The 17855-nt window shown below is 38.8% G+C and carries 15 protein-coding genes; 5 read left to right on the top strand and 10 right to left on the bottom strand.

Annotated features, from left to right (window positions below; genetic code table 11):
- Positions 1-94: 94 nt before the first annotated feature.
- Complete coding sequence (locus L8T27_RS09755; RefSeq protein WP_237941416.1) at positions 95-724, top strand: LysE family transporter; 630 nt, start codon at positions 95-97, stop codon at positions 722-724.
- A gap of 934 nt (positions 725-1658) precedes the next feature.
- Here the strand turns inward: L8T27_RS09755 and L8T27_RS09750 are convergent.
- Positions 1659-3113: an alpha-amylase gene (locus L8T27_RS09750; protein ID WP_237942290.1), complete on the bottom strand. Its 1455-nt coding sequence runs from the start codon at positions 3111-3113 to the stop codon at positions 1659-1661.
- A gap of 179 nt (positions 3114-3292) precedes the next feature.
- Between L8T27_RS09750 and L8T27_RS09745 the strand changes: the two genes are divergently transcribed.
- Positions 3293-4513 carry an MFS transporter gene (locus L8T27_RS09745; RefSeq protein ID WP_237941415.1) on the top strand — a complete coding sequence of 407 codons (1221 nt, stop codon included), beginning with the start codon at positions 3293-3295 and terminating at the stop codon, positions 4511-4513.
- Between the two features lie 36 nt (positions 4514-4549).
- Here the strand turns inward: L8T27_RS09745 and L8T27_RS09740 are convergent, their stop codons facing one another.
- The 5 genes from L8T27_RS09740 to L8T27_RS09720 all read right to left on the bottom strand — a co-directional run bounded on the left by L8T27_RS09740 (position 4550) and on the right by L8T27_RS09720 (position 10703).
- Entirely contained in the window at positions 4550-5716 is a 1167-nt protein-coding gene (locus tag L8T27_RS09740; RefSeq protein ID WP_233313873.1) for a M20 family metallopeptidase, read from the bottom strand.
- Positions 5717-5850: 134 nt separating this feature from the next.
- A complete protein-coding gene (gene speD / locus L8T27_RS09735) occupies positions 5851-6660 on the bottom strand; it encodes an adenosylmethionine decarboxylase (protein WP_237941414.1) in 810 nt (269 codons plus the stop codon).
- Between the two features lie 130 nt (positions 6661-6790).
- Positions 6791-7720: a glutaminase A gene (glsA, locus tag L8T27_RS09730; RefSeq protein WP_237941413.1), complete on the bottom strand. Its 930-nt coding sequence runs from the start codon at positions 7718-7720 to the stop codon at positions 6791-6793.
- A gap of 257 nt (positions 7721-7977) precedes the next feature.
- On the bottom strand, positions 7978-10137 hold the full coding sequence (locus tag L8T27_RS09725; protein ID WP_237941412.1) for a sensor domain-containing protein: 2160 nt from the start codon (positions 10135-10137) through the stop codon (positions 7978-7980).
- Between the two features lie 140 nt (positions 10138-10277).
- Positions 10278-10703, bottom strand: coding sequence for an EamA family transporter (locus L8T27_RS09720; protein ID WP_233313877.1), 426 nt, complete (start codon positions 10701-10703; stop codon positions 10278-10280).
- A gap of 253 nt (positions 10704-10956) precedes the next feature.
- On the opposite strand from L8T27_RS09720, the gene L8T27_RS09715 reads away from it, so the two are divergent.
- From L8T27_RS09715 to L8T27_RS09705, 3 genes are all read left to right on the top strand, one after another.
- Positions 10957-12012 (top strand): LLM class flavin-dependent oxidoreductase, encoded by a 1056-nt coding sequence (locus tag L8T27_RS09715; protein ID WP_233313878.1) that lies wholly within the window; start codon positions 10957-10959, stop codon positions 12010-12012.
- Positions 12012-12962, top strand: a complete 951-nt coding sequence (locus L8T27_RS09710) for an ATP-grasp domain-containing protein (RefSeq protein ID WP_237941411.1) — start codon at positions 12012-12014, stop codon at positions 12960-12962. The genes L8T27_RS09715 and L8T27_RS09710 overlap by 1 nt, the downstream gene beginning before the upstream one ends.
- Before the next feature lie 100 nt (positions 12963-13062).
- Positions 13063-13686 carry a ribonuclease H1 domain-containing protein gene (locus L8T27_RS09705; protein WP_237941410.1) on the top strand — a complete coding sequence of 208 codons (624 nt, stop codon included), beginning with the start codon at positions 13063-13065 and terminating at the stop codon, positions 13684-13686.
- Between the two features lie 60 nt (positions 13687-13746).
- Here L8T27_RS09705 and dacB read toward each other — a convergent pair whose 3' ends face one another.
- The 4 genes from dacB to L8T27_RS09685 all read right to left on the bottom strand — a co-directional run bounded on the left by dacB (position 13747) and on the right by L8T27_RS09685 (position 17847).
- Positions 13747-15234, bottom strand: a complete 1488-nt coding sequence (dacB, locus tag L8T27_RS09700) for a D-alanyl-D-alanine carboxypeptidase/D-alanyl-D-alanine endopeptidase (RefSeq protein ID WP_237941409.1) — start codon at positions 15232-15234, stop codon at positions 13747-13749.
- 69 nt (positions 15235-15303) lie between these two features.
- Positions 15304-16113: an Fpg/Nei family DNA glycosylase gene (locus L8T27_RS09695; RefSeq protein ID WP_237941408.1), complete on the bottom strand. Its 810-nt coding sequence runs from the start codon at positions 16111-16113 to the stop codon at positions 15304-15306.
- A gap of 108 nt (positions 16114-16221) precedes the next feature.
- Positions 16222-17241 carry an STAS domain-containing protein gene (locus L8T27_RS09690; RefSeq protein ID WP_237941407.1) on the bottom strand — a complete coding sequence of 340 codons (1020 nt, stop codon included), beginning with the start codon at positions 17239-17241 and terminating at the stop codon, positions 16222-16224.
- 18 nt (positions 17242-17259) lie between these two features.
- Entirely contained in the window at positions 17260-17847 is a 588-nt protein-coding gene (locus L8T27_RS09685) for a branched-chain amino acid aminotransferase (RefSeq protein WP_248574484.1), read from the bottom strand.
- Between the last annotated feature and the right edge of the window lie 8 nt (positions 17848-17855).

The raw sequence follows: 17855 nt of genomic DNA, 5'->3' as shown, positions 1-17855 counted from the left end.
AAAGCAGATTCAGATAAATGCTCGCATGAAACATATTTGTCTCCAATAAAACATAATAATGGATGTACAAGCAGTTGTGATGGGAGGAAAAGGATTGAGCCTAAGTATTTTATTCAGCTATATTCTTTTAGGGTTAACATTAGCTGCCCCAATAGGACCAGTTAATTCTGCTCGTCTTGATAAAGGTATTAAAAATGGGTTTTGGCATGCCTATATTGTTGGTTTTGGATCAATGGTTGCTGATGGGCTTTTTATGTTAATGGTCTATATTGGCATGGTCAATTTTCTGGAAATACCATTCATTCAAGTATTTCTTTGGCTCTTCGGCGGATTTATCCTCATTTATACAGGCATAGAAAGTATTAAAGGCTCCAATTCCATTACCCTTGATTCGTTAAGAGGAAGAGATTCCTTGTTCAAATGCTTTATTACTGGCTTCATTATGTCTGCGACTAGCCCGTTATCTATATTGTTTTGGCTTGGAATTTATGGGTCTATTTTAGCGAAAACAGCAAGTGAAAACGGTACAGGTATGCTGCTAGTGTACAGCAGTATGATATTTTTAGGGCTGATAATTTGGGATGTTATTGTCGCTGCACTAACCTCAAGTTTTAGGAGATTCCTAAATCTCACAACATTAAGAATGATTTCTATCATTTCTGGCATCACCTTATTATTATTCGGTGCCTACTTTGCTTATCAAGGAATTGACAGTCTTTTTTAAACGATAAAAAGGAATGGCGTATGAAGCCATTCCTTTCTTACTAGTAGCATTCCATCTCCATCCACTAGAACAAACGTCATATCCTCCCAATCCTTATCTATTTCTAGAACTGTCTCCCCTATTTTTCACCATCTTCTAATGCTTAGCTTTGAATTTCTCCTTGATTTTTTTTACCTACTTGATATTGATAAAGATAATATATTTTATTTTGTTCAATTTGGATATCACCAATAAGCCTTCTGAACTTTCTAGTTTACTTAAAAACTTACTTGACTCCTGTATTGAGTAAATTCTAGCTATTTTATTAAATGTTGCCAAATACCCTTCAGTCTAAAATAAATTTGAAAAAGATACTGAGTATTCCGCTTCATCTATTTTATTAAAATTATCGATAGTACTATCATCACTTGAGTAAGAGGTTAGTAAAATGGTACAACATAAAATTAAAACTCCGCATACAGGAAAACTTTTCATACTTAAAGCCACCTCAATATCTTTAAGTATTGTTAATAAGTAGGCTTGAATCTATATCATTTTGTATTTGAAGCACCTTTCACCCACAAACCGTAGTACTAACCCTCTTTACTAATAGGACTCCAATAGTTTGCAAAAGATTCAACTGTATACTTTTATTATAGAGCGCTTACATTTAAGCGGGCAATAATACTGAGCAAAACTTGTCACATACATAAAAAAATGTTCGTGTTAAGCAAAATGAAGAGGTTATTATCTTTTCATTACTTAGGAAACTACTCCAGCCACAATTAGACACAAAACAATAAAAACAACCGCAGGTACTATTTGAATATCACTGAAAATAGAAGAAGACGAACTAAACAAGTTCGCCTCCTTCCTACACAACAGCTAGAAAATTTTTAGTAATCTTATAAATCAACAGTTGAATCCGATTATCCATCGACTTATCAATTTAAACTTAATCCGCCAATCCCCAAACAGACACGCTTTGCCCATTAACAGGGAAATCGGCAAAACCATCCTCTTCAATGACAATTTGCTCTTCTCTTGTATTCGTTAAGTCTATCCAAGTTTCTCCAGCACGCTCTTGACCGACAAACATTCTTTTGCTGCCTTCTACATTATTGGATATAACTACAGCACAGCCGGATTTTTCGATGTTCTCATCGCCATGGCGAACCCAACCGATGACATTTTTATCATCAAAATAATCGTCTTGTTTTCCGTATGCTTTTCTTTTTCTAGCATATAACAGTGGATCAATTGCTATTTTTTTGCCATCAACAGGCACTGGACCGTTGATACCGTAATAATCGCCGTAGAACACACATGGATACCCATCTTTACGAAGCAAAATTAAGCTGTATGCAATCTGTTTAAACCAATCCTCTACCCATGATTCTAGCGATTCATTCGGTTGTGTGTCGTGATTATCGACAAATGTAACACTATGTGTTGGATGGAGGTTTACAAGAGTATCCTCAAAAATGGTGGATAGATCAAACTCACTGCCTTGGATGGAAGCAGTATGTAATTTATAGTGAAGCGGAACATCAAATAAATCAATAGTGAAATCCATTTCTTCTAAAAACTGCTGACACTCTTCAATATCACCTTTCCAAAACTCACCGACAAAATAAAATTCGTCGCCTCGTTCTTTCTTTAACTCAAGGGCGAAATCTTTAATAAATTCATGATTTATATGTTTTATCGCATCAAGACGGAAGCCGTTGCACGATAATGTTTCACTGATCCATTTCCCCCACTTAAACATCTCTTCCCTGACAGTCTCATTATTAAAATCTATATTAGAAAACATTAAGAAATCATAGTTTCCTAGTTCCTTATCGACATTCTTATTCCAATATTTATTCTCACCAAGAATGCGGAAGACGCCTTCCTTCTCTTCTTTCGCATCATAATCTGTTCCATTAAAGTGGTTGTAATTCCACTGGAAATCAGAGTATTTACCATTTCTTCCTGGGAAGGTGAACTTTGTCCAGCCTTCGATATCATATGGTTCAGAAATATCTTCTTCTCTGTTCTCTGGATTCACTTCAACCACTTTAAAGGTTTCCGCTTCATCAGCGCCTGCCTTATGGTTCATTACTATATCAACATAAACAGCGATTCCAACATTATGACATGCCTGGATAGCCTCCACTAATTCGTCTTTAGTTCCGTATTTTGTCCGGACACTTCCTTTTTGGTCGAATTCACCAAGGTCATACAAATCATAAATTCCATATCCGTTATCATCACCAGTGATTCCTTTTGTTACTGGAGGAATCCAGACAGCATCAATTCCTGCTTCCTTAAGTTCACCAGCTCTTTCCTTTAATCTTTTCCAATGGTTCCCATCTGCTTCTAAATGCCATTCAAAAAACTGCATAATCGTTTTATTTTCCATAATAACACTCCTTTAAAGTTTAAGATTATGAGTAATAAGTACCCCAATTTTTGTTTTTTTAAAGCACTTAGCAGGTTATTAAGAAAATTTTTTTCGCGAATGAATTTCGCATTGCGAAATAAGTGTATTGCTTATACAATAAAACTGAATAGTCTAAAATAACTGATATTAAAGGAGCAGCGATGAATAAGAAAGTTTTTTTATATGTGAAGGCATTCTCCGACTTAGGGACCTTTATGGATTTAATCGCTATAAATGTCTTAATGTATGCTGCTACAGGATCTACTGGTTGGCTAGCAGCGACAATGGCGTTCCGCACACTCGGCGGCGTGCTTTCGAGCCTATTTTCAGGGGTACTTGCTGACCGTTTTGACAGGCGGAAAATCATGATAACAGCAGATGTTTTGCGGGCAGCTATTATTCTTTTGCTGTTGATTTACCCAAATCCAGTTATGATTGTGACTGTATGCTTTCTGATCGGATTAACGACCAGCCTGTTTGCTGTCAGCTACAGTGCGGAAATCCCGCAAATTTTCGGGGAGGATAAAGTGATTAATACAAACGCCTTAATCGCACGGCTTACTTCTGTAAGTCTTGTGTTTGGATTTATTGGCGCAGGTATAATCACGGAGCTTATCGGTTATCAAGCCACACTAATTATTGATGGGGCAACGTATATATTGTCTGCCTTTATCTTAATGCGGATGAAGTGGCAAACTTCCGCACAAACGAAAACTCCTCTTGCTGCTAGCAGTATGAAAAGCGTATTAACAAGTCTTGGCAATGACCTGAGAGAAGTCAATGCGTTCATTTTATTAGCACCAATGCTGCTTTTAGTTAATCTTGTTTTCTTAATCGGCTCCTTTGCAGGTGCTTCTCATAATTTAGGAATTCCCTTGCTTGCTGAGGTGATTAATGGAGAAAAACAAAGTCTTTATTATGGGTTGATTTGGGGTGCTTGGGGAATTGGTTCTGTTTTTGCAACAATGATTATGCCGAAAATTAAATTCCAGACGGAAAGAAGCATTTATTATGCCTGTTTCGTGTCTGCTATGTTGATGTCAGCAGGTTTTATTACATTCTTTTCTAACACAAACAGCTGGATTATCTTAATATTTGCATTTGTCACAGGAATTTTTGATGCAACCTTTACTACTCTGCATGCTGTATTGCTTCAAAAAACAGACAATCATATTAGAGGAAGAATCTTTGGTGTTGGCATGCTCCTCAAATCTCTTGGATTTGCATTAGGTTTCGTTATAGCTCCACTCATCCTCAAAGCAACCTCACTAAAGCAGATGGTTTGGATATTTCATGGGTCATTGATTGCTTCAACAGTGTGTATTATTTTTATAGCCTTAAACACAAGCAAAAAACGAAAACTATGGAAAAGCGTTTCTTAAAAAAAACCTCCTGGCAAGCGCACCAGGAGGTTTCTGTTATTTATTGCGGTTAAATTCATCTTTAATTTGTTGAAGCAGCTCTTTGTTTGTTAATACTTCATAGCCTGTTAACGCCATCGATTTTGCCCCAACAATCATTGCTTCTCTCGCCTGATCTGTCATTGCAGCCTCTCTAAATTCATGTGTGTGGCATGCATATGCTTCATTGCAAATTTTAATATATGGGTGAATTGAAGGCACAGCTTGGCTGACATTACCCATATCAAGGGAACCAGATCCGTCTCTTTGCTCATAGATTTCCTGTGCAGGTATGCCAAGTGAAACTAATTCCTTATTAAATGCTTCAGAAAGCGTATCGTTTGTAATCATATCATCATAAGAGAATTCATAGTTAGACACTGTTAATGTTGCACCAGTCTGCAATGCAGCACCTTCTGCGCATTTTTTCACCTTCTCAACAAGCTCGTTCACATAGTCTCGTCTGGCTGCACGTACATAGAATTGGGCAACTGCATAATCAGGGACAACATTGGCTGCCTTGCCGCCTTCTGGAATGATGCCATGAATGCGTGCATCTGAAGTAACATGCTGGCGAAGGGCATTGATGCTGTTAAATGTTTGCAGTACTGCATCTAATGCGTTAATTCCCATATGAGGGCTTGCAGCAGCGTGGGCTGCTTTCCCGAAGAACTCAAATTGGATCGCATCCATCGCTAAGGAAGATCCGCTTTTCATATTATTATCAAGAGGATGGACCATCATGGCTACATCCAGTTCAGAAAAGATATCTTGTTCTGCCATGGTAACCTTGCCGCCCTTTGTTTCCTCTGCAGGCGTTCCATAAACGATAACTTTACCGCCAGTCTCAGCCAGGACTTTGCTCAGGCCAATACCTGCCGCAATTCCCATCGTGCCGATTAAATTATGGCCGCATGCATGGCCAACTTCTGGCAATGCATCATATTCTGACATAAAGCCAATGACTGGACCTTCCTTCCCGCTGTCAAAAACGGCACGGAACGCAGTTGGCAGTCCGCAAAAATCTCTTTCTACTTTGAAATCATGTTCTAATAATGTTTTTATTAAGACTGCACTTGCCTTGAATTCCTCATGGCCAAGCTCAGGGTTTTCGCCGATATATATGCTGATTTCTTCAAATGTTTTTTTATGCTGATCAATTGCATCGATGATTGTTTGTTTCAAGTAAACCTTTCCCTTCTCCCTATTATGATACTATCTTACCAAAATTTTTGGCTATTAACATTATAAAATGATTAAAAATTATATTTCAAGCATATTTATACAAAAAAAGAACAGGCTAAACGCCTGTCCCTGTATTAGTTGTTGATATTTTTTCCATAGAAAATCTCGTTCATTTCTACTGTCAGCTTTTCTGTTATGTCTGCCTGCTCTTTTTCACTTAATTCATCAGCTGTATATCCAAACAAGTAATTGTTTAAATCAAACTGCTTCAGCTTACATTTTGTATGAAAAATATTTTCTTGGTAAATATTCACATCAATCATATCAAAGGTTTTTTTCGCTTCATCGGGAATATAATTCTGAATTGAGTTAATGTCATGATCTATAAACAGCTTATGTCCATGAATATCACGGGTGAAGCCTCTGACGCGGTAATCAATAATCATGATATCTGTATCAAAAGAATGAAGTAAATAGTTGAGTGCCTTCAATGGAGAGATTTCTCCACAGGTGGAGACATCTATATCAGCGCGGAATGTGCTGATTCCTTCATCAGGATGGTATTCAGGATAAGTATGAACAGTTATATGGCTTTTATCAAGATGCATTACAACAGAACCAGGCAGCGGCCCTGGTGATTCTTCAAATACCTCTTTAGGAGCTTCCGCCACAGGGCCTTCTGAAACTAATAAGGTGACACTTGCTCCTTGCGGTTCATAATCCTGCTTTGCGACATTTAGAACATATGCCCCAATAATATCGGAGACATTTTTTAAAATACTCGTTAACCTATCGGCATTATATTGCTCATCAATGTATTGCAGATAGCTTTCTCGTTCTTCCTTTGTTCTTGTATAACAAATATCATACATATTAAAGCTCAGCGATTTTGTCAGGTTATTAAAGCCATGCAATTCTATACGCTGCTCAGGTGTTAAGCTCATGTTTGTATTCCCCCTATTTCTGCTTTAAACTAGTCTCTCAAATAGTTTTATGTTACCCCTATCTATTTGAAAATAACCAAAAGCAGAAATAGAATGGATCATCTCATTTAGTCAGATGGCGACAACTCACTCAAAACATACTTAAAGAATATTTCTTCGCTAAGATTTCAAGCAGCTTGACTCCTGCCACACTATTTCCTTTGTCATCAAGGGCAGGACCGGAAATGCCGATACCAAAACGATTAGGAACAGCGCCTAGAATTCCGCCGGAAACACCACTTTTTGCCGGAATGCCGACACGAACTGCAAACTCCCCAGATGCATTATACATTCCGCATGTTACCATAAAGGTTTTGCAGATTCGGGCCACATGCGCTGGCATTATCCGGTTATTCGTTACTGGCTCTACACCATCCATTGCAAAAATAATCCCTATTCTTGCAAGATCCAGGCAATTAACCTCAATGGCACATTGCTTCGTGTAAAGGTCCAGCAGTTCTTCCACATCTTCATTGATGATGCCGTGCTGTTTCATAAAGTGGCATAAAGCTCTGTTTAGATGAGATGTTTCAAACTCAGAGCGGGCAACCTCTTCTGAATAGCTGATGTCATCATTGCCTGCCAGTTTTTTCACAAAATCTACAATACGTGTTAAACGCTCCTCGACAGAATTTCCTTTAATCATGCTTGTGACCGCTAATGCACCTGCATTTATCATAGGGTTAAGCGGCTTCGACGGATTGCTCATTTCCAATTTAACAATGGAATTAAAGGGGTCTCCTGTCGGTTCATAGCCTACCTTTTGGAAAACAGTGTCTTCTCCGGACTCCATTAATGCAAGTGCTAAAGTAAGCACCTTTGAGATACTTTGCAAGGTGATTTTTTCCTTAATACACCCTGCTGAATAACATGTACCGTTCGGATAATAGACCGCAATCGACAAATCATCGCCATTTGCTCGGCTCAATGCTGGTATGTAGTCAGCGACTTTTCCATCTTTCGTATATACCCTTGCTTCCTCTAGAACTGCTTTCAATTCATCTACTGTTTTACATGGCATACATCATCACCAACTTCTTTCATTTCATTTCCTTATTTATTTCCTTATCGAAAAGAAATAAACTTCCACTTAAATATAGCGGACTTCTATATACTTATACTATACAATATGAATGGAAACAATCGCCAAGTTTGGTTATTATCCTAACAAAAAGGACTTGAGTTTATTCAAGTCCTTTCTGATTTTCCTGCTGAAGCCTGCGCAAACAGCAGTTGTTCTATTTCCTGTCTCGGCAACGGCTTGCTGTAATAAAAGCCTTATCCAAGTACACAATGATTAACTTTTAAGAAATCTAGCTGTTCTTCGTTCTCTATCCCCTCGGCAATAACAGAAAAATTCATATTATGACCCATATCAATAATTGCTTTTACTAACGACCCTTTATGAACTGGATCTGTTATATCATCGACAAATGTTTTGTCTATTTTAATCGTATCAATCGGCAAATACTTTAAATAGCTTAAAGAAGAATAGCCTTTGCCAAAATCATCAATTGAAATATTAAAACCTAAACTTTTCAGCTTATGCAGGATATTCAAAGATAAATCAATATTTTGCAGCGTGCTTTCTGTAATTTCTAATTCAAACATTTTTGTGTTCAAGCTGTACTCTTCTGCAAAATTACTGATAATCTCTGCAAAATCTTGACAATGAAATTGTCTTGGCGATATATTAATCGACATTTTAATATCATTTAAGCCTTGCTTGTTCCATTCCATCATCTGCCTGGATGCTTCTTTTATAACCCAGTCTCCAATTGGAATAATTAAGTTTGTTTCCTCAGCGATTGGAATAAATTCGGCTGGAGAAACAAATCCAAATTGGGGATGCTTCCAGCGCAATAATGCTTCCACCCCAAAAATCTCACCTGTAATAATGTTAAATTGAGGCTGATAAACTAAAGAAAGCTCATTAAGCTTAATCGCTTTTCTTAAAGCCATTTCCAGCACCATTTTTCTCGAACTGCTTTCCTCCAGTGCGTGGGAATAAAACTGATAATTGTTTTTGCCATTATCCTTAGCCAGATACATTGCCGCATCTGCATTTTTAATTAATGTTTCCTGGTCTTTACCATCAGATGGATAATGGCTGATGCCTATGCTTGGTGTGACGAAAAACTCTTCCATCTTAATGAAAAGCGGCTGCGTGAAAGCCTCCAGAATTTTGTCTGCTTTACTTTTTATTTCCTGTAAGTCTGCATTTTCGAGGATTATGACAAATTCATCTCCGCCAAGCCTTGCAACGAAATCACCTTCTTCAAGAGAAGATTTCAAGCGATTAGCTACCTCCTTTAGAATCATATCTCCTGTTGAATGTCCCCTCGTGTCATTTATCCGCTTAAATTGGTCAAGATCCAAAAACAGCACATACAAGCTTTCAACAGCAAGACAGTGGATACGATCATGCAAATAGACCATACAGCTGTTTCTATTCGGCAAATCGGTTAACGTGTCATTATATGCCAAACGCTTAATTAAAGTATCAGATTTCTTTCGTTCTGTAATGTCTCGCCCAACAACAAGCACGGCATGACTTCCCGCGAATAAAATTGGCATGCAGGACAACTCAACATCCATTACTTTTTGCTGTAATGTTTTAATTTGCACTTCTACTCTCAAATTTTTAGCGCCGTTAATGGAAAACTCGTGATTAATCTTTTCATAGTCTTCCGTTGACAGCAACTCATACACGGTGTTGCCAACGAGCTCTAATGGATTGGATGCACCAATGAGCTTACTGCCTGCAAAGTTGATATAAAGCATTTCGTAGTTACTGACAACAGCAATTATGTCAGGCGACATTTCCACAAGTGTACTAAAACGGTCTTCATTTTCTTTGCTTTCCGTTATATCAAAAAAAATGCTAGTGAATTCTATCATTTTGCCATTACCGTCATATAAGGGAATGCCCTTGTCTTTAATCCAGCGGATTTGACCGTCTGGCCGTATAATTCGGTATATGCTTGTGACTTCTTTTTCGGTCTTTAATGCTTCCAGTCTTTCCGTTATCAGACCTCGGTCGTCTTCATGAACTACTTCTTTCCATAAATCAATATTTTGGTAAAATTCTGCTGTTGATCGACCATAAATTCTTTCCATTCCCGAAGTGATAAATAATGTTCCTATCTTATAATCGTGAAACCAAATTGCCATATCCATCGTTTCAAAAATAGTCTGCAATTTAGTGCTGCTGTTTTTCAGCTCCATTATAAGGGCAGAAATGTTCTTTAACAGCACCATCAAGGAAAAGATGGAAATAAGGCTGAAAAGAAGATGCAGTAAAATGAATACAACATGATTTAGAAAGTGATAAAAGATATTTACAAGCATTGATAGAACAACACATAAACAAAGGGTAATGATCCATTTCGTTTGACTGTTTTTATAGATCATTGTTGCTCTCTCCAATCGTCTCATGTACCTCCTTAATAAGAAGGAAAATAAGGATTTTGCACCCTATTTACACTCTTATATCGGTACAATTCCGTATTTTGTTGAGAGGATTTCACTACGATAACAATAAAAAAATCAGGAAGGATATCCTTCCTGAAAATAAATTAATGAAGTGCTGCTAAAATAACACCTATTGTAATTAATCCAATCCCTACACCGTTCAGAAGACTAATCTTTTCTCCTAAGAAAATGATAGCGATAAGTGCAGCCAAAACGACACTCAATTTATCAATTGGCGCTACTTGTGTGACCTTTCCTGTTTTTAATGCTAGAAAGTAGAACAGCCACGAAGTAGCCCCTGCGATGCCGCTCAATACAATAAACATGAAATTCTTTTTATCAGAAATAATGCTCGGAATTTTATGCAGGTTGCCTTCTATCGCTACAATGATGAAGAGAAAAACTGTCATAATCATTGCTCTGACAGCTGTTGCTGTATTAGCATCAACATTTTGCAAGCCAATTTTCCCAAAGATACCAACTAATGCTGCACAAACGGCTGAAAGAATAGCATAAATTAACCAAGACAAACAAATTCCCCCTTTTTTATAGTTTGGTTGTTTAATCTTGATTTACTCTTCCTTCCTGAAAATATCTGTATTTCCATGCATAAGAAAATGCTTTTTTTGTGGATTTATACGAGTTTCAAAGCAATCTGAGTATTTATATAGGATTTAAAGTGTCCACTCTATTGACAGTTAGTATATCTCTATAATAACATTATAAATATTCTAAAAACTTTAGCGTCCTAAAATATCAGATTACATAAAAAGGAGAATCAACATGAAATATGGATTTTGGCTGCCTATTTTTGGCGGATGGCTTAGAAATGTAGAAAATGAAAACATGCCGCCTACATTCGATTATGCAAAAAAGGTCATTCAAAGTGCAGAAAGTTGGGGCTTTGATACAACGTTGATTGCAGAACTATACTTAAATGATATTAAAGGCCCTGAAAGAGATTCATTAGAAGCCTGGTCAACTGCCGCTGCACTTGCAGCAGTTACCGATAAAATAGAAATTATGACAGCGATCCGTCCTGGGTTTCACAATCCTGCAGTTGCTGCTAAGATGGCCGCCAATATCGATCATATTAGCAACGGCCGATTCACCTTAAACGTTGTGTCTGCATGGTGGGAGGAAGAAGCTAGGCAGTATGGCGGGATCTTCACAGAGCACGATGAGAGATATGAGCGTACAGAGGAATTCTTAGCTGTTTTAAAAGGATTATGGACAGAAGAAACATTCAGTTATAAAGGGAAATTCTACGACATTAAAGAAGCAAAGCTTTCTCCTAAACCTGTGCAGAAGCCTAATCCAATCCTTTATGCAGGCGGAGAAAGCCCGAAAGGCAAAGCAGTCATTGCTGAAACCTGCGATGCTTATGTGATGCATGGCGGTACAGTCGATGAGATTTCTCTAAAAATTCAAGATATGCAGAAGAAAAGGAAAGAGTTTGGAAAAGATTTGTTTACGTCCTTTGGAATGGCTGCCTATGTTATTTGCCGTGATACAGAGGAAGAAGCACAAGAAGAGCTTGCTAGAATTACAGATGTGAAAGAATCCTCTGCCTATGCAGGCTTTGATGATTTTGTAAATAAATCACAGCTAGAACAGCAAATTAAATTGCAAGATTATTCTGTTTCTAACAGAGGCTTGAGACCAGGACTTATCGGCACTCCAGAGCAAATTGCTAAAAAAATTGTTGAATATGAAGATGCCGGCATTACGCTGCTCTTGCTGCAATTCTCTCCTCAGCTCGAAGAAATGCAACGATTTTCAGAACAAGTTATGCCCCTTGTCGCATCATTAAAAAAAGAAAGAGAAGTGACGAAGTGATGAGTAAAGTTTATGTTATCCATGAAAACAGTGAATGGACTGTTCATTTAACGAGACGTTTGGAGGAGCTTAATATTCCATTTGAGGAATGGGATTTGTCAGAAGGCAATTTTGACTTAACTGAAGAACCGCCTGAAGGAATTTTCTACAGCCGTATGAGCGCTTCCTCCCATACGCGAGGCCACCGCTATGCGGCAGAATATACTTCTGCTGTGCTCGAATGGCTGGAATCATACGGCAGAACTGTGATAAATGGAACGGGCGCACTTCGACTTGAAGTGAGCAAAGCGGCCCAATACGCGGCCTTGTTCAAACATGGTATTAAAACACCTAGAACGCTTGTGGCTACAGGAAGTGAGCAAATTATCCAAGCTGCTAGAAAACTAGGCGATCCTTCTTTTATTACGAAACATAACAGAGCAGGAAAAGGCTTAGGTGTCCGCCTGTTCCATTCAATCGAAGAGCTGGAAAGATATGTGTATGGCCCTGAATTTGAAGAGCCTGTTGATGGAATCACGCTCATTCAACAATATATTGAAACACCTGACCAAAGCATTACACGCTGCGAGTTTGTCGGCGGCAAGTTTGTGTATGCAGTGAAGGTTGACACAGCAGGCGGCTTTGAACTGTGCCCGGCAGATGCGTGCCAGATCAATGATCTCTTCTGCCCTGTCGGCGAACGGGTGGAAGACAAGCCAAGCTTCACCATCCAAACAGAGTTTAATGAGCCTATCATTGAAAAGTATGAACAGTTTCTGCAAGCACAAAACATTAAAGTAGCAGGAATTGAATTTATGAAAGATAAAGATGGAAACTTGTATACGTACGATATCAACACAAACACTAATTATAATGCGGATGCTGAAAAAGAAGCTGGTATATTCGGGATGCTGCAGCTTGCTGAATATTTGCAGGGGTTACTGCAAAAACAATACGGAGTTCCAAACTAAAGCTTTATTTTAGGACTTGCTAATACTTTTAGCAAGTTCTTTTTGTGACAAGCTGTGTTATGATTAGGAAATGACTTTAGTTTGAGGAGGCAACTTCTTTATGGCAAAACAAAAATATTATGTCGTGTGGAAAGGTCGTAAGCCGGGGATTTATAAAACCTGGGCTGAATGCGAAAGGCAGACAAAGGGCTTTCAAGGTGCGTCCTTTAAATCGTTTCCGACATTGGCAGAAGCAGAGCAAGCATATAAGCAAGGCGGATTCAGTTCGTCTTCCGCAGCAGGAAAAAGCAGCAATGCAGCTAGTAGCAGTTCTTCTCTGCCGATTGACGAAAACAGCATTTCAGTAGATGCAGCATGCAGCGGAAATCCTGGCATGATGGAGTATCAAGGTGTCGACACAAAAACTGGTGAAAGAATCTTCCATTACGGTCCTGTGTTTGGCACAAATAATATTGGCGAATTTCTAGGAATTGTCCATGCCCTTGTGATGCTTAAAAAACAAGGAAAAAACACAACCATATACAGTGACAGCATGACTGCACTGTCATGGGTGCGCAATAAAAAAGCCAATACAAGTCTCACTCGAGACAGCCGTACAGAACAGCTTTGGCAAATGATTGAACGTGCAGAAGCATGGCTGAAGGAAAACAGCTATGAAAACAAAATTATCAAGTGGGAAACCCATTTTCACGGCGAGATTAAAGCTGATTTTGGCCGGAAATAGATGGGATAGTATTTACGTAAACATGAATTGCCAGGAAGGCTTCCCCTTCCTGGCTTCTTTTTATTGGGATGCTAACAATTCCACAATTTGATCTTCTATGGCCTTGCCCTGCTTTTCATCCATTAAGTGATTCAACAAAATCGAGAATATGTATGTTTTGCCGCTTTTACTTCTAACATAGCCTGACAGGGAGCTGACTGCAGATAATGTACCTGTTTTTGCTTTAACTGCCCCTTTTGTATTTTCAGAAAAAAGACGGTTGCGCAGTGTGCCGCCAATCATTCTATCTTTATTGCCGGAGACAGGCAGTGCCTTTTCATAAATCGGAAACCAAGCATGCTTTTGCACGTTGAAAAGCAATGTTGACAAATCGTTTGCTGTTATTAAATCAATTGGCGAAATGCCAGAACCATCGCGCAGAAGTATTTTGTTTTTATCTAGACCAAATTGTGTCAATTGGTCCCGCAAAACAGCAATTCCCTCATCAAAGCTGCCTTCCCCTTTTTCCACTCTGCCCATTTCCTTTAAGAGTGTTTCTCCTATCGTATTATTACTGAGCTTCATAAATGGAATAAGCAGTTCTGACAGCGGCATGGATTTATGCACAATAATTGGAGTGGACAAATCTGGAGTTTTCCCTTCCTTAACTTGACCTGTCCAAGTAATGTTCTGTTTTGCCAATGCTTGCGTAAAGACATCCAGCACCATATCCGGAGGACTTTCTACTGCTACCCAAACCTTTGTTTCCTCTGCACCTTTTGGGATATTTCCCTTTAAGCTGATAGATTCCCCGCCATGCTCCCTTTCTGCCTCTATATCCTCTTTTGCTCCTTGTGCGGCAGTTGTGGTTTTATTGTTTATTTCAAGCTTAAGTGAAGAAGGCAAAACACTGACGAGTGCCCTGCTTCCAGCTTTTGCCCCAGGTTTCACCTTCATCATTATAGTGCCTGCATCATATTCTTTATCTGGTGACATAGTCAAAGCAGAAACTGGTGCTCCATAATAGGTGGATTCATCACTCCAGGCTAAATCAACTGAGTACGGCACATCATCATACCAGCTCGCATCTCCAATAATACTGCCATTAATTTGATTAATCCCTTTAGCATGCAAATGTTCAGCAATTTTATCTAAATCACTTGCCAGTAATGTTGTATCTCCTTTTCCTTTCAGATAGACATTCCCACTCAACACCCCATCTTCCAGCTTTCCGTCTGTGTAAATCTCTGTCTGAAAACGGTAGTCAGGACCTAAAACCGAAAGAGCAGCAGCTGCTGTTAACAGCTTTAAATTCGAAGCAGGAGCTAATCTCGTTACAGCCATTTGTTCAAACAACACTTGGCCGCTGTTTTGATCACGAATGCTGATACCAGTGAGACTTCCCTTTAATTCAGGGATGGTGTTGAGCAAGCTGTTCATTTGACTGTTCAGCTCGCCCTCATTTCCTTTAGCATTTGCTTCCACATGAAAGGAAATGGTTCCGCTCAGTTGTAACACAATCATTCCAATCATAACAGGAAGCAGTACGAATTTACGTCTTTTCAACATCCAACTTCACTCCTTGGCAGATGCATTTATAAAAGACTATTATGACCACAAGAGCAGCTGTTTAGACACTTAGTGCTGACAGTTAGGGCAATAGAAGGTTTTTTTAGAGGAAATCTCTGTTTGAACAATCTTTGTACCGCATCTTTGGCATGGTTGGCCTTCGCAATCATAAACACAGCAAAGGTCATTATATGCGCCTGTTTTGTTATCGTTAATGAATAGAGGATGTTCCATATAGCCACCAATATCAGTCGCTTCTTTAAGTACAGTCTGAATAGCCGTATATAATGCTGTTTTTTCTTCAGAAGTTAAGTCCTCCAGCTTTCTTTCAGGAAGCAGCTTTGCATGATAACAGATTTCGTCTGAATAGCAGTTTCCGATGCCTGATAAGAAATGCTGATCGACTAGCTTGAGCTTTAATGTGCCGCGCTTTTTTTCTATATATGCCAGAAAATCCTCTTTAGTAAAGCTTAAGTCAAGTGGTTCCGGTCCTAAATCAGCAAGCTCGGCTTCTGCTTCAGCGTTTGTATATAGGTGAAGATAGCCTAACCGAAGTCCAATAATATACAGATGCATATTTCCGAATGAAAGCTGGATTTGAACCGTTCGCTTTGGCTTGTCTTTTTCCTCTGAATAAAACATCCAGCCTCCCAGCATTAAATGCAGCAGCAGTACTTTACCGTTGCTTAACCGAAACAGCAGATGCTTAGCTCTTCTCTGAACAAGACTAACAGTATTTCCCTGAACTGCTTGTATGAAATTTTGCGGATCAACGTTAATAGATTTTTCTCTGTTAACTATTACATTAGATATGACTTTACCTTGAATCAACTGATTTAGATTGCGCTTATAGTTTTCCATTTCTGGTAATTCAGGCATTTATGGAGCCTCCTAAATTAGTATTTGCTTGTTATCATCTGACTCTGCTGCTCTTTTCATGCACAAAAAAAGCTCCATCTTTGACTTTGCAAAGATGGAGCAGAATGCTTACCGTTTTTTTACGATTTCATAGCCAAGCAAGTCGACTGCATGCTCAATACCTTGTTCTAATGTTGAGAAGGTTGGAATAGTACTTAAATCTACTCCTGAGTTAACAATTTGCACACCTAATGTCGGACTGATGCCAACAAGGATACATTCCCCGCCTAAAAGGGACACTGCCTTTACTAAGCCCTGCAGGCGAAAAACAATATACTCGTCAAATTCACTGATTGCCGTCATATCCAGCAACAAATAACTAGCTCTTTTTTTGGAAAACTCAAATAAGGTTGTTTGGAGCAGTCCTTCAAATCGCTCATCATTAAATTTCCCGACAAGGGAGACTGCTAATATCCCTTTTAACACAGGCATAATCGGTGTAGACAAATGTTTGACAAGATCTGTCAGCTCATGCGTTCTGTCCGCTACTTTTTGTTCCAGCTCACTGATATATGCTTGTTCTTTTTGTCGTGCAAGCTCATGGATATTATCATTAGGTGTAATAGAGGATGGGAAAATTTCAATCTCATCATATTCACTGCCAGACAGCTGCGATTTATTGACTTTATACCACATGTTTTCCTTCAATAAGCCTGTAAACACTCCGGCCCAATGGCTTGGTAAAAGAACGAGCGCCTGCTCTTTTTTGAGAGATTGATAGATGCGATGCTCCCAGCTGTTTTCAAGCTGCAGGATCATTCGTTTCTCCTCCAGACAAAAATGGCGGACATTAATTTTCCCCCAGCCTGCATTCCGATAAATATCGATATATTGCGTAAGTACATTTCGTGTATCAATTCTATCTTTGTAATAACTGCTCACCAGCTCGCCCATTCGGAATCCAGTTGCCTCTAAAACGGTATTAGACACATCTTCCCCTGATATCTCAATGATCGTGCTGATGAATAATTCTATCGCGGAGTCCCAAAACAGCATAGATGGGGCTCCGTCAAATGTAAATACACCTTTTTCTTTATCCCAAGTAAACACAGTTGAATCAACCTGTGTACGTATAATAGAGTCACCCATCGCTACTCTCTCCCCTTTTTATTTCTCTTCCAGCTTTTTTCCTAACCCAAACATGAATTGGTAAAACAGCTCTAACGCTTGTGCGATTGTTAAATCCTCTGTAAAACCAGCTACATTTTCAATCGGAAGGTTTACATCCCAAAGTCCGTCCTGTCCGTTAAACATCAAGCTGTAAGAATTCTCTTCTCCCAGCTGTTCAGCAAAATAGGCACGGATTACGGCTTCCTGTTTTTTAGGTGCCTTGAAGCCGAACAATGCATCATACTTGCGAAATACAGAATCTACTTCCAATGTCAGTCCTTCCACTTGAATAATGTCAAATAAATCAGACTCGATGTATAAGTATTCCTCAAGATTTGCTTTTAATAGTGAAATCTTGTCATTCAAAAAAGAGGCAGGCAAGTTGTCCTTAACAACTTCATCACTCTCTTTATTGGCAAGCTCCATATAAGTTTGACCAAGTCGGTCAGTTAACTCGCTTACAGCGATATTTTCTTCCTTTGCCAATTCATTTTCAAGTACGTATGCTCTTTCTAATGGAAGAACGGAGATTTTACTGTTAGTTGCATTTTTTTCAATGTATTTCATCATATTTGCTTTAATCACGTTCCTGA

This window comes from Niallia sp. Man26 (assembly GCF_022049065.2).
GTDB lineage: Bacteria > Bacillota > Bacilli > Bacillales > Cytobacillaceae > Niallia.
This window is presented reverse-complemented; position numbering and strand designations above follow the sequence as displayed.

Coding starts and splice junctions, on each gene's coding strand:
- L8T27_RS09745 (WP_237941415.1), top strand. CDS start 3,293: ATGAATAAGAAAGTTTTTTTATATGTGAAGGCATTCTCCGACTTAGGG.
- L8T27_RS09690 (WP_237941407.1), bottom strand. CDS start 17,241: ATGGGTGACTCTATTATACGTACACAGGTTGATTCAACTGTGTTTACT.
- L8T27_RS09710 (WP_237941411.1), top strand. CDS start 12,012: ATGAGTAAAGTTTATGTTATCCATGAAAACAGTGAATGGACTGTTCAT.
- speD (WP_237941414.1), bottom strand. CDS start 6,660: ATGAGCTTAACACCTGAGCAGCGTATAGAATTGCATGGCTTTAATAAC.
- L8T27_RS09715 (WP_233313878.1), top strand. CDS start 10,957: ATGAAATATGGATTTTGGCTGCCTATTTTTGGCGGATGGCTTAGAAAT.
- L8T27_RS09725 (WP_237941412.1), bottom strand. CDS start 10,137: ATGAGACGATTGGAGAGAGCAACAATGATCTATAAAAACAGTCAAACG.
- dacB (WP_237941409.1), bottom strand. CDS start 15,234: ATGTTGAAAAGACGTAAATTCGTACTGCTTCCTGTTATGATTGGAATG.
- L8T27_RS09695 (WP_237941408.1), bottom strand. CDS start 16,113: ATGCCTGAATTACCAGAAATGGAAAACTATAAGCGCAATCTAAATCAG.
- glsA (WP_237941413.1), bottom strand. CDS start 7,720: ATGCCATGTAAAACAGTAGATGAATTGAAAGCAGTTCTAGAGGAAGCA.
- L8T27_RS09705 (WP_237941410.1), top strand. CDS start 13,063: ATGGCAAAACAAAAATATTATGTCGTGTGGAAAGGTCGTAAGCCGGGG.